Genomic DNA, 11811 nt, shown 5'->3' on the forward strand with positions numbered 1-11811 from the left:
TGCTCGGCCCGCCACGCCCCACCACCGGCCACCGCCCCGGCCCGCCACGCAGGCGGCACCCGTCGCGCGCCGGCGCCCTTCACCATCGTCACTCCGGGTGAGATTGCCTCGACCGCCCCACCACCGCGTTCCCCACTTTGCTCTGCACCCCAATGCGCGCCGGTAACCGTGCGCAGCGAAGCCACGTCAACGACTGCCACGAGCGAATGAAGAAGACCAGGTGAATCGGGTGGCGCGTCCAGGGGTGCAGAGCAAAGTCTCCGACAGGGCGGTGCGGTTGCCGGCCGACGATCACTATCCGTGACCGACGGCGTCCATGACAGTCAGTGATCGGAGACCCGCGTCGCATCCGGACGGGATCCCGCGACAACGGCCCGCCCCGGTGTAGATCCACTCGACGTCATTGAAGTCGGGTCGAAAAACGCACCCGGACACCCCGACGTCAATGACGTCGAGTCGATCATGTCTCGGAACCGGTACTGCGCCCCGCGACATGACGGAGACCGCGGAGCGGACCGGGACAGCGGGCCGAGGGCAGGGCGGAGCGGGCTGTGGCGTACGCCTCAGGGCCCGGCGTGGGACCAGCGGCGATGGTGGTCGGCCGGAATGCGAGGATGAGGGTCGGCAGTGTCGCCGGACCGGCCCGCCCTCGCCCATGTGGAAGGATCGAGACAACCGTGGCTGACGCACCGACCATCCGGATTCCCGACGAGATCAAGCCCGCCGACGGCCGCTTCGGCTGCGGGCCGTCCAAGGTCCGTCCGGCGGCGGTCTCCGCCCTGGCCGACGTGGCGACGAGTTACCTCGGCACGTCGCACCGGCAGAAGACCGTGCGCGACCAGGTCGCCCGGCTGCGCCGCGGCATGGCCGAGTTCTTCGCCCTGCCCGAGGGCTACGAGGTGGTCATCGGCAACGGTGGCACCACCGCCTTCTGGGAGGTCGCGACGTTCGGCCTGATCCGGGACCGGGCGCAGTTCGCCAGCTTCGGGGAGTTCGGCGCGAAGTTCGCCAAGTCCGTCAAGGACGCGCCGTTCCTGGGCGAGCCGACCGTCCGCAAGTCGGAGGCCGGCTCCGCGCCCTCGCTGGTGGCCGAGGCCGGGGTGGACGCCTACGCGACCCCGCACAACGAGACCTCGACCGGTGTCGCGGTGCCGATCAGCCGGGTGTCCGGCACCGACGAGGGTTCCCTGCTGCTGGTCGACGCCACCTCGGGTGCCGGTGGCCTGGAGGTGAACGTCGGCGAGACCGACGTCTACTACTTCGCCCCACAGAAGTGCTTCGGCTCCGACGGCGGCCTCTGGCTGGCTTTGATGTCGCCGGCCGCGCTGGATCGGGCCGCCGAGATCAAGGCGTCGGGCCGCTACATCCCGGCCTTCCTCGACCTGGTCACCGCGATCGACAACTCGCGGCTGGAGCAGACCTACAACACGCCGGCACTGGCCACCATCTTCCTGGCCGCCGAGCAGACCGACTGGATGAACTCGCAGGGCGGCCTGGCCTGGGCGGCGAAGCGCACCGCCGAGAGCGCCAACATCGTGTACGGCTGGGCGGAGCGGTCGTCGGTGGCGACCCCCTTCGTCACCGACCCGGCACTGCGGTCCAACGTGGTCGCCACCATCGACTTCGCTGACGAGGTGGACGCCACGGCGATCGCGAAGGCGCTGCGCGCCAACGGCATCGTGGACACCGAGCCGTACCGGAAGCTCGGCCGCAACCAGCTCCGCGTCGCGCTGTTCCCGGCCGTCGAGCCGGCCGACGTCGAGGCGCTGACCGCGTCCATCGACTACGTCGTCGAGCGACTCTGACCTACCGTCACGGTCGGTGGCCACCGGGCCTCCGGCGGCCACCGACCGTGATCATCGCCGCAGCTCAGTCGCGACATGCGGGTGTCGCTTCCCCCACCTCGGGGCAGGACAGCGTACGGTGGTGCGAGACGCCCGGGTGGCCGACTCGTGGCGTGCGGCCAGCGAAGCGGGACGGAGGCAACGCTATGCGCCCAGTACGCTTCGTCGCCCTCTCCGAGGACGGCCAGGCACTGGTGCTCGCCGACGAGGTCGGGCGACTGCTCGCCCTTCCCATCGACGAGCGCATCGCCTCTGCCCTGCACGCCGAGCCCGGTGGGCCACCGCTCGCGGCGGCCCCGGCCGTCGCCGATATCGCGCCCTCGCTCTCGCCGCGCGACATCCAGGCCCGGATCCGCTCCGGTGAGTCCGCAGAGGACGTGGCCCGCATCGCCGGCGTGCCGGTCGACCGGGTTCTCCGCTACGCCGGTCCGGTGCTTCAGGAGCGGGCAATGCTCGCCCAGCACGCGCGCCGCACCCGGCTCAAGGGTGCGGAGAAGCCCACCCCGCTCGCCGAGGTGGTCAACGGCCGGCTGTCCCAGCACGGGATCGACACCGAGAAGATCTCCTGGGACGCGTGGCGCCGTGACGACGGCACCTGGCGGATCGTCGCCACGTGGCCGTCGGGCAAGGCGACCGCGCAGGCCGTCTGGGACCTCGACAAGACCCGGCAGAACGTCACGCCGCATGACGACATGGCGCAGTATCTGTGCGCCGAGCGTCCCACCCCGATCCTCGGCCAGGAGCCGGCACCGGAGCGGGGCGGTCACGCGCTGCCCGGCCAATCCCGCTCCGAGCCCGGTCGGGGCGGTCACGGCCTGCCCTCTCCCGGGGAGCACGCCCGGCCGGGCCGCGACCCGATCCGCGCCGGCCGCGATGCCCTGCTGGCCTCGCTCGACCGGCCGCTCGGCTCCACCTCGGGCCGGGGCATGGAGCCGCGTACGCCGGCCGCTCTGGCCGGGTCGGACTCGCCCCGCCAGCGGGCGATGGGCGGCGGTGCCGCGGCGCTCCTCGGCGGTGGGCAGGGTTCGGCCTTCGACGACGACTCGGACGCGCCCAAGGAGGTGCCGGCCGTGCCGTCGCTCGCGGTGCTCCGGCCCCGCCGCACGGGTGCGCCGGCCGCCGCGGCGGGCGAGTCCACCGAGGGCGGCAAGCCGCGCAAGCGCCTGCCGAGCTGGGACGACGTCCTGTTCGGCAGTGGCCCCGCGGCCCGCGAGTCCTCCTGACCCTTCGGTCCACCCTGGTGGTGGGCACTCGAAGTGCCCGCGTGACAGGGTGGACCGATGGAGTACACGAACCTCGGCCGGACCGGTCTGTCGGTCAGTCGCCTCTGCCTCGGCACGATGAACTTCGGGCCGCAGACCAGCGAGCAGGACAGCTACGCCATCATGGACCGCGCCCTGGAGCACGGCATCAACTTCTTCGACACCGCTGACGTCTACGGGTGGCAGACCGGCGAGGGCGTCACCGAGCAGATCATCGGCCGCTGGCTCGCCCAGGGTGGTGGCCGGCGGGAGAAGGTCGTCCTCGCCACGAAGGTCTACGGCAAGATGGGCGACTGGCCCAACGAGCAGGGGCTCTCCGCTCGGCACATCGTGCGAGCCTGCGAGGGGTCGCTGCGCCGTCTCCAGACCGACACGATCGACCTGTACCAGATGCACCACGTCTCCCGCACCACGCCGTGGGAGGAGATCTGGCAGGCCATGGAGACCCTGGTCGCCCAGGGCAAGGTGCTCTACGTCGGATCGTCCAACTTCGCCGGTTGGCACATCTCGGTGGCGCAGGAGGCCGCCGGGCGGCGCAACTTCCTCGGTCTCGTGTCCGAGCAGTGCATCTACAACCTCCTGACCCGGCACGTGGAGCTGGAGGTCGTACCCGCCGCGCAGCACCATGGCCTGGGCATCATCCCGTGGTCGCCGCTGCACGGCGGGCTGCTCTCCGGCGTGCTGCGCAAGATGGCCGAGGGCGGGGCGGCGCGCGGCACCTCCGGCCGCGCCGCCGACGCACTGGCCGCGCACCGGCCGACCATCGAGGCGTACGAGAAGCTCTGCGCCGACCTCGGTCACGACCCGGCGGACGTGGCGCTGGCGTGGCTGCTCTCCCGGCCCGGCGTGACCGCGCCGATCATCGGCCCGCGCACCACCGAGCAGCTGGACCGCTCGCTGGGTGCCCTGACCGTCACCCTCGACGACGCGGCGTCGAAGCGCCTCGACGAGCTCTTCCCGCCGATCGGCAACGGCGGGCCCGGCCCGGAGGCGTGGGCCTGGTAGCGGAGGCGCCGCACCGGAAGGGTCAGAGGGGCCAGGCGGCCAACCGGTCGTAGGTGGGCCGGGGGCCGGGGTGGCTGCGGACGAGCACCATCTCGGTCGCCGGCCACTCCGGCCCCTCGTACGCCCGCAGGGTCTCCACGTCGGCGGCCACGTCCTCGGCGGGCACCCGGTCACCGGGTCGGGCCACGGTCAGGTGGGGGCGGAAGGGCTTCTCGTCGTGCGGGAGGCGGCCGTGCCGCAGCCGGGACCGGACCAGGCGGGCCAGCACGTTCATGGCCTCGACGTCTCCCCCGAGGTCCACCCACACGACGGTGAACCGGTTCCGCCCGAAGCGCCCGCCGCCGGTCAGCCGGAGCCGGGGCGTGGACGCCCGGCCGTCGCGGAACCACTCGGCGGCCAGTCCCAGTGCGCTCTCCACCGCGATCAGCCGGTCGGCCTCGACGTCGCCGAGGAAGGCGAGGGTGACGTGGGCGTTGGCCGGGTCGGCGAGCCGGACGTTGGTGCCGTTGGCCGCGGCCGTGCCGAGCCGCAGCCGGGCGACCTGCTCGCCGAGGTGCGCGACGGCCTCGGCCGGCGGGTACACGGCGACGAAGAGCCTCACCGCGACCCGCTCAGGGGTGGCGCAGCCGGTGCTCGGCCCGGGCGGCGGGCAGGGTCAGCCCGGCGTCGTGCAGCAGGCCCTCCACCCGGACCCGTTCGATCTCCCGGTCGACACCGGTCAGCTCGCCCAGGTGCTGGGGGATGCCGAGCGCGGTACAGGCCATCCGGAGCCGGTCGTCGTACGCCTGGAGGACCGTGCCGTGCCAGACCACCGCGCGTCCGCCGCCCCGCCGGCCACCGATGCGGCGGAGGTCGGCGGCGAGCGTCTCCAGCGGCCGGCGGTCGGGCCGGTCGAAGCCGCTCATGTCGATGTCCCGGGTGAGGGTGTCGGCATCGATCGCCCGGTTCAGCCGGTCGATGGTGCGGCGGTCGCGGCGGCCCTGCCGCCAGTCGGCGAACCCGCAGACGACCCGGTCCAGCAGCTCGTCGGCGCAGCAGACCACGGCGACGAGCACCGGTAGGCCGAGCACGGCGAGGACCGCCAGGGCGAGCACCAGTCCCCGTCCGACCTCCACGGATCGACGCTAAGCCGCTGGCCGCGCCCCCGCCACCGATTTGCCCTGATCCACGGACGCCGCTATGTCACTCCGGGGAGGTGACGTAGAAGCGTGGGGCCGGAAGGATGCGGAAGCGCAGGCGGGCGCCGGACCGGCGCAGCTGCCAGGTGAGCGCGAGCAGGGCCGTGGCCAGTGAGATCAGGCCACCGATCCAGATGCTCGCCCCGGCGCCGTACGTCTCCGCGAGCCAGCCGATCACCGGCGCGCCGACCGGGTTGGTGCCGAGGAAGACGAGCACCCAGAGGGCCATCACCCGGCCCCGGAAGGCGGCGTCCGTGCCGAGCTGGATCCGCTGGTTGCAGGCCTGGGCGAAGAACACCATGAAGAACCCGGTGGGGAGCAGCAGCGCCACGACCAGCCAGTACGCCGGGGCGAGCCCGACCAGCGTGCCGAAGGTCGAGCAGGCGACGGCGGCACCCAGCACCACCCAGACCGACGGCCGGCTGCGCCGGCTGGTGCCGGCCAGCGCCCCGGCGAGGGCACCGACCGCCAGCGCGCTGCTGAACAGGCCGAACGAGGCGGCACCGGTGTTGAAGACGGTCTTGGCCAGTGCGGCGAGCGTGAGCTGGAAGTTGAACAGTGCCGTGGCGATCACCGAGATCATCACCATCGGCAGCAGCAGGTCGGGGCGGCCCCAGACGTAGCGCAGCCCGTCGACCACCTTGGCCGAGGCGCGCTCGTCGCGCGGCAGCAGGGCGTCCCGGTGCAGCTCGGCCGGACGCAGCCGGATCACGTTGACCAGCGGGGCGACCGAGCTGAGCGCGGTGACCAGGAAGACCGGGCCGACGCCGAAGGCCGCGATGGCCAGCCCGGCGAGGGCCGGCCCGATGATCCGGGCCGAGTTGAACACGGCCGCGTTCAGGGACAGGGCGTTGGGCAGCAGCGGTGTGCCGACCAGCTCGGAGACGAACGCCTGCCGCACCGGGGTCTCGACCGCGTTGGCGACGCCGAGCAGGGCGGCGAAGGTGAAGACGTGCCACAGCTGCACCAGGTCGGTGATCACCAGGACGCTCATGGCGAGTGCCAGCACCGTCCAGAAGGCGTTGGCGACGAAGAGCAGCATCCGCTTGTCGTACCGGTCGGCGAGCCGGCCGGAGAGCAGCGTGAGCAGCAGGACCGGGGTGAACTGGAGGGCGATGACCACGCCGAGCGCGGTGGCCGAGTCGTCGGAGAGCTCGAGGACGAGCCAGTCCTGGGCGATGAACATCATCCAGACGCCGATCAATTTGATCAGCTGCCCGGATGCGAAGAGCCGGTAGTTGCGGACCTGTAGGGACTGGAACATCGTGCTCAGCTTCGCCTGCACTCTTGGTGCGCCTCCTCGCGTACGCGTCATCGCCGTCGGACGGCGCGGGCGCGGTGGCGCGGGTCAGGCGCGGGCGAGCTGGTGCAGGATCTCCGCCGCGTGATGCAGCGTGTCCCGGTCCTCGTCGCTCAACTCGGCCAGCCGGTGGGCCAGCCACTCGTCGCGAGCGCGCTCGAACTGGTCGAGCACCGCCTCGCCCCCCTCGGTCGCCGCGAGGATGACCTGCCGGCCGTCGGTCGGGTGGGGGGTACGCCGCACGAGGCCGCGTTCCTCCAACTTCCCGACGATCTTGGTCATCGTCGGCGGCTGCACCCGCTCGACCTCGGCCAGTTCCCGGGGCGTCAGCGCGCCCGCCAGCCGGAGGCTGGTGAGCGCGGAGAGCTGGGTGACCGTGAGGTCGCCGACCGGCCGGGTCTGTCGGACCCGCCGGTTGAGCCGCATGATCGCATCACGCAACTGGGGTGCCAGTTGCGCCGGTGGCACGCTGTGAGCCGTCACCGTCCGCTCCGTCACGATAGTTAGCATAACTAATGAGCCTGGCTAACGACATGCGATATGACCATGCTCACGAGGAGGTTTGCCCTGCTCCGGGCCGGGTAGTCCGGTTCGACGCCGGCCCGGAGCGAGGCGTCAGAGCACCACGGACTCGATCGGTCCGCGCAGGAAGTACAGCACGAAGAGTGCCGCCACGCCGTACAGCAGCGGGTGGATCTCGCGTGCCTTGCCCTTGGCGAGCTTCACCACCACGTACGTGATCAGGCCGGCCCCGATGCCGTTGGAGATCGAGTACGTGAACGGCATCAGGACGATCGTGAGGAACGCCGGAATGGCGATCTCGTAGTCCGACCAGTCGATCGTGCGGACCGCGGTCATCATCAGGAAGCCGACCACGACCAGCGCGGTGGACGCGGCCTCGAACGGCACGACGACCACCAGCGGCGCGAGGAACATCGCCAGCAGGAAGAGCACGCCGGTGACCAGGTTGGCCACACCGGTCCGGGCACCCTCGGCGACACCCGCGGCGCTCTCGATGTACGACGTGTTGCTGGAGACGCTCGCCGCACCACCACTGGCCGCGGCGATCGAGTCGACCAGCAGGATCTCCTTCGCCCGCGGCGGCGTGCCCCGCTCGTCGAGCATGCCGCCCTCCTGACCGACGGCGACCATCGTGCCCATCGTGTCGAAGAAGTCGGTGATCAGCAGGGTGAAGACGAACATCAGCACGACGACCCAGCCGGCCCGGCCCCACGAGTCGAGCACGTTGAAGTTGCCGAGCAGCGACAGGTCCGGCAGATCCACCACGGTGCTGGGGAGCTCCGGCACGTTCAGCGCCCAGCCCTTGGGGTTGGGCTTGCCGTCGACGAACGAGGGACCGATGTTCCCCGCCGCCTCCACGAGCATCGCCAGCGCGGTCGAGGCGAGGATGCCGATGAGGATCGCGCCCTTGACCTTGCGGACCACCAGCACCAGGGTCAGCAGCAGACCCACCACGAAGACCAGCATCGGCCAACTGACCAGCTTGCCGCCGATGCCCAGGCCCACGGGCACGGTGGTGTTGCCCTCGGTCCGGCGTACGAAGCCCGCGTCGACCAGGCCGATGATGGTCAGGAACAGGCCGATGCCGACGCCGATCGCGGTCTTCATCTGCGTCGGCACCGAGCGGAACACCGCGGTCCGCAGGCCGGTGAGCACCAGGACCGCGATGATCACACCCTCGATCACCACCAGACCCATGGCGTCCGCCCAGGTCATCTCCGGGGCGATCTCGTACGCGACCAGCGCGTTCACGCCGAGGCCGGCGGCCAGCGCCAGCGGGAACCGGCCGACCACGCCCATCAGGATCGTCATCACGCCGGCGACCAGCGCGGTCGCGGCGGCGAGAGCGGGAATCGAGAGCTTCTGGCCGTCGCCGTCGACGGCCGAACCGAGGATGAGCGGGTTGAGCACCACGATGTACGCCATCGTGAAGAAGGTCGCCAGACCACCTCGGACCTCGCGACTCATCGTCGAGCCGCGGGCGGTGATCTCGAAGTACCGGTCGAAACCGTTCCGCGGCGCTGCGGACGGTGGGCCGTTCTCGGGCGGGGCTACTGCCATCGAATCCCTCGCAGGTGATCATCCGTTGTCGCGCCGCATCGTCCCAGATGAGCGACGGACAGGGAAAGTTGATCGCGTACGCTTGCCCCGTGCCGAAGCAGCAGCAGCCGCGGCCCGAGCCGCTCGACCCGCCGATGGTGCCCTTCGCCCTCGCCGGAATGGCGGCCTGGGCGGTCGCCGGGTTGGTGCTGCTGGTGTTCTTCCGGGACTGGCTGTCCGACAACGATCACGAGAACTGGCTGTGGACCTGCCTCGCCGGCTTCCTGTGGGGCTTCCCCGGTCTCGCCACGATGATGCGGCACGACGCCAATCGCCGTCGCCGCCGCGCCGCCCGCTGATCAACGGGCGGTTGTCGCGTCAGGAGTGCCCGTACGGCTCCGCCGGCTCGGCCGCCTCCACCGAACCCGGCGCCCGGCTCACCGAGACCGCCTCCACCGCGCTGTCGTCGTAGACCGTGGGCATCTCCTCGACCGGTGACTCACCGGCCTCGATCAGCGTCTCCGAGTGGGCGCCGCAGCCGTGGTCGGCGCTGACCACCCGACCGTCGTCAGGCGCGTAGAAGTTTCCGCAGGCACCGAAGGACTGCCGCAGGGCACCGGCGAGCGGCAGGTAGAAGCCGCAGGTCCCGCAGCGGGCGGCGGCCGGGGCGGAGACGGAGATCGCCGCCGACGGGCCGTGGTCACCGTCGTACCACCGCTGGGCGGCGTCGGCGCGCCCCTCCCGGGACAGCACCCGCGCCCGGCCGAGCCCGAGCTCCCAGGCGGTCTCCTCGACCGCCGGGTCGTCCGAGAGCAGGTAACCGGGCTGGAGCCGCTCGTCGTCCGCCGGCGTGGGCAGCAGATCGCCGGGGCCGAGGTCGCCCGGCTTGAGCCGCTCCTGCCAGGGCAGCCAGCCCGGCGCCAGCAGCGCGTCCGGGCCGGGCAGCAGCACGGTCTCGCAGATCGTCACCGTACGGCTGCGGGGTACCCGGGTGACGGTGACCGCCCAACGCCACCCGCGGTAACCGGCGAGCCGGCACTCGAAGTAGTGCGTGACGAGTCGGTCGCCCTCGGCGACCGCCTGGAGATGGTCGCCGACGTCGGTGGGGTCGACCTCGGTGATGGCGTCGCGCGCCACGTCGACGGCGGCGGCACAGACCTGGTCGAGGCGGGCGGCACGAGCGGAGGCGGGCCTGGTCACCCGACCATTGTTCCCCATGCGTACGGCTCGCCGACAGGCACTCCCTCCAGAGGTTCTCGGGCGGTGGTGCGGCGTGTGCGGGCCGAATGGGCGAGGATGGTGCACATGCCGCTGTTCTCCCGCCCCGAGCGGTCCGTCCTGGGGCGGACCGTCGGCACGGGCGTGAAGGCCGTCCGCCTGCTGTTCCGCGGCTCGCTGAGCAGTGGCCGGTGGATGACCCGCCGGGCCGGACGGGCCCGGACCCGGGGCGCCGGCGGCGATGTGGGCATGGTGCGCCTGTTCGACCTGCACGCCGTCTCGTGCGCCGGGGACACGCTGATCGCCATCGGGCTGGCCGGCACGATCTTCTTCAGCGTCCCGCTCGGCGAGGCGCGCAGCAAGGTCGCCCTCTACCTGCTGGTGACCATGGTGCCGTTCGCCATGCTCGCTCCGGTGGTGGGCCCGCTGCTCGACCACTTCCGGCACGGGCGCCGCTACGCGCTGGCCGCCACGATGCTCGGCCGGGCCTTCCTGGCCTGGTTGATCTCCGACTACATCCACGGCTTCGGCCTCTACCCGGCGGCGTTCGGGGTGCTGGCGCTCTCCCGCGCGTACGGGGTGGCCCGCTCGGCCGCCGTGCCCCGGCTGCTTCCGGAGGGGCTGGGGCTGTCCCAGGTCGGCGCACGGGCCAGCGTGTACGGGACGGTGGCCGGCGCGCTGGTCGCACCGATCGGGTTGGCGGCCTTCTGGTTCGGGCCGCAGTGGCCGCTCCGCGTGGCGTCGGTCATCTTCCTGGTGGGCATGGTGATCTCCCTGCGGCTGCCGCCGAAGGCGGACTCGGAGCCACCGGAGCGGGTGCCCCGGCCGTTGCGGGCGCTCGGGCGGCGTACCGGGGACCGGCCCCTCGGCCGGGGCCGTCCCGCCGGCCGGCTGGTGATCGCCACCCTGGTCGGTGCCGCGACGCTCCGCGCGGTGTACGGCTTCCTGCTGCTCTTCCTCGCGTTCGCGATCAAGTCGGGGGACCTGACCACGGTGGTGTTCGGCCGGGACCTGGGCGACGAGGGAGCCCTCGGTCTCGTCGGCGGCGCGCTCGCGGTGGGCAGCTTCCTCGCCACCGCGGTGGGCACCCGCCTGCGCATCCACCGACCGACCGCCATCCAGTCCAGCGGCATCGTCATCGTGGCCGGGGTGGCCGTGCTCGCCGCCCTGAAGTTCTCGCTGCCGATGGTCGCGCTGCTCTGCCTGGTTACCGCCCTGATCAGCGGCATCTCCAAGCTGACGGTGGACGCCTCCATCCAGGAACGCATCCCGGAGCGGCTGCGGGCCAGCTCCTTCGCGCATTCCGAGACGGTCCTGATGCTCGCCTTCGTGGCCGGCGGCGGCCTCGGGCTCGTGCCGTTCGACGGCCGGATCGGCATCGCCGTCGCCGCCGGTGTGGCCGCCCTGGCCGCTGCCCGGGGTGTGGTGATGGCCGGCCGGCTGCGCGCCGAGCGGTTGCAGGGCCGCCCGCTGGCCGACGACGAACTGACCGAGGACGAGTCCGACCCGACTGATCCGGCGCACGTCGGCCCGGCCGCGGAGGACCCGGCCCCGACCTCACCGGCGCCCGCCTCCGACGATTCCGGGGACGCGGGGCTCGCCCCGCCCGGGTACCACATCTACCGCCCCTCCTCCGCCGTCGGCGGTCCGGGCGGGGGCGGGACGGACGACGAGACCCGGCGGGAGACGCGGGGACCGCTGTCGTGACGGGCCTGCTGGTGGTCACCGCCGTGCCCGCCGAGGCCGATGCGGTCCGTGCCGGCCTGGCGGACCCGGCCACGACCGTGGTGGCGATCGGCGTCGGCGCGGCCGTCGCCGGTGCGGCGACCCCCCCCCACGAAGGGCGCGCCCAGGCCCGCGGGGGGCCGCTCCCGGGCGGGGTCAGCGCCGGCCGGGGGCGGGGTTTTAACCAACCCCTAACCCAAAAAAAACCAAGAATACCC

Annotated in this window: 11 protein-coding genes and 1 pseudogene; 6 read left to right on the forward strand and 6 right to left on the reverse strand. The window is 72.3% G+C overall.

Features of this window, described 5'->3' with window-relative positions:
* Positions 1-677: 677 nt before the first annotated feature.
* From serC to AB0I76_RS12535, 3 genes are all read left to right on the forward strand, one after another.
* Entirely contained in the window at positions 678-1805 is a 1128-nt protein-coding gene (gene serC / locus AB0I76_RS12525) for a phosphoserine transaminase (RefSeq protein ID WP_357033876.1), read from the forward strand.
* 185 nt (positions 1806-1990) lie between these two features.
* Positions 1991-3067, forward strand: a complete 1077-nt coding sequence (gene sepH / locus AB0I76_RS12530) for a septation protein SepH (protein WP_357033878.1) — start codon at positions 1991-1993, stop codon at positions 3065-3067.
* 57 nt (positions 3068-3124) lie between these two features.
* Complete coding sequence (locus AB0I76_RS12535; RefSeq protein WP_357033880.1) at positions 3125-4111, forward strand: aldo/keto reductase; 987 nt, start codon at positions 3125-3127, stop codon at positions 4109-4111.
* A gap of 22 nt (positions 4112-4133) precedes the next feature.
* On the opposite strand, the gene thpR is transcribed toward AB0I76_RS12535, so the two are convergent.
* The 5 genes from thpR to AB0I76_RS12560 all read right to left on the reverse strand — a co-directional run bounded on the left by thpR (position 4134) and on the right by AB0I76_RS12560 (position 8671).
* The gene (thpR, locus tag AB0I76_RS12540; RefSeq protein WP_357033882.1) at positions 4134-4712 is read right to left on the reverse strand and encodes an RNA 2',3'-cyclic phosphodiesterase; all 579 of its coding nucleotides are present in this window, start codon (positions 4710-4712) and stop codon (positions 4134-4136) included.
* A 10-nt stretch (positions 4713-4722) separates the two neighbouring features.
* A complete protein-coding gene (locus AB0I76_RS12545; RefSeq protein ID WP_357033884.1) occupies positions 4723-5226 on the reverse strand; it encodes a hypothetical protein in 504 nt (167 codons plus the stop codon).
* Positions 5227-5293: 67 nt separating this feature from the next.
* Positions 5294-6574, reverse strand: coding sequence for an MFS transporter (locus AB0I76_RS12550; RefSeq protein ID WP_357033886.1), 1281 nt, complete (start codon positions 6572-6574; stop codon positions 5294-5296).
* A 63-nt stretch (positions 6575-6637) separates the two neighbouring features.
* Entirely contained in the window at positions 6638-7087 is a 450-nt protein-coding gene (locus tag AB0I76_RS12555; RefSeq protein ID WP_357033888.1) for a MarR family transcriptional regulator, read from the reverse strand.
* Between the two features lie 117 nt (positions 7088-7204).
* Positions 7205-8671 (reverse strand): NCS2 family permease, encoded by a 1467-nt coding sequence (locus AB0I76_RS12560; RefSeq protein ID WP_357033890.1) that lies wholly within the window; start codon positions 8669-8671, stop codon positions 7205-7207.
* 89 nt (positions 8672-8760) lie between these two features.
* Here AB0I76_RS12560 and AB0I76_RS12565 point away from each other — a divergent pair, with 89 nt between their 5' ends.
* Positions 8761-9009 (forward strand): DUF2530 domain-containing protein, encoded by a 249-nt coding sequence (locus AB0I76_RS12565; RefSeq protein ID WP_357033892.1) that lies wholly within the window; start codon positions 8761-8763, stop codon positions 9007-9009.
* 19 nt (positions 9010-9028) lie between these two features.
* On the opposite strand, the gene AB0I76_RS12570 is transcribed toward AB0I76_RS12565, so the two are convergent.
* Positions 9029-9868 carry a DUF3027 domain-containing protein gene (locus AB0I76_RS12570; protein ID WP_357033894.1) on the reverse strand — a complete coding sequence of 280 codons (840 nt, stop codon included), beginning with the start codon at positions 9866-9868 and terminating at the stop codon, positions 9029-9031.
* 87 nt (positions 9869-9955) lie between these two features.
* On the opposite strand from AB0I76_RS12570, the gene AB0I76_RS12575 reads away from it, so the two are divergent.
* Both AB0I76_RS12575 and AB0I76_RS12580 read left to right on the forward strand, forming a co-directional pair.
* Positions 9956-11575 (forward strand): MFS transporter, encoded by a 1620-nt coding sequence (locus tag AB0I76_RS12575; protein WP_357033896.1) that lies wholly within the window; start codon positions 9956-9958, stop codon positions 11573-11575.
* A pseudogene (locus AB0I76_RS12580) lies at positions 11572-11811 on the forward strand (hypothetical protein); the annotation flags it as partial. The gene AB0I76_RS12575 and the pseudogene AB0I76_RS12580, both read left to right, overlap by 4 nt.

Origin of the sequence: Micromonospora sp. NPDC049799 (assembly GCF_040656655.1) — a bacterium.
Taxonomy (GTDB): Bacteria; Actinomycetota; Actinomycetes; order Mycobacteriales; family Micromonosporaceae; genus Micromonospora.

Bases quoted from the DNA above. Each gene is read 5' to 3' on its own strand.
- sepH (WP_357033878.1), top strand. From the start codon at position 1,991: ATGCGCCCAGTACGCTTCGTCGCCCTCTCCGAGGACGGCCAGGCACTG.
- AB0I76_RS12535 (WP_357033880.1), top strand. From the start codon at position 3,125: ATGGAGTACACGAACCTCGGCCGGACCGGTCTGTCGGTCAGTCGCCTC.
- AB0I76_RS12560 (WP_357033890.1), bottom strand. From the start codon at position 8,671: ATGGCAGTAGCCCCGCCCGAGAACGGCCCACCGTCCGCAGCGCCGCGG.
- AB0I76_RS12570 (WP_357033894.1), bottom strand. From the start codon at position 9,868: ATGGGGAACAATGGTCGGGTGACCAGGCCCGCCTCCGCTCGTGCCGCC.
- AB0I76_RS12575 (WP_357033896.1), top strand. From the start codon at position 9,956: ATGCCGCTGTTCTCCCGCCCCGAGCGGTCCGTCCTGGGGCGGACCGTC.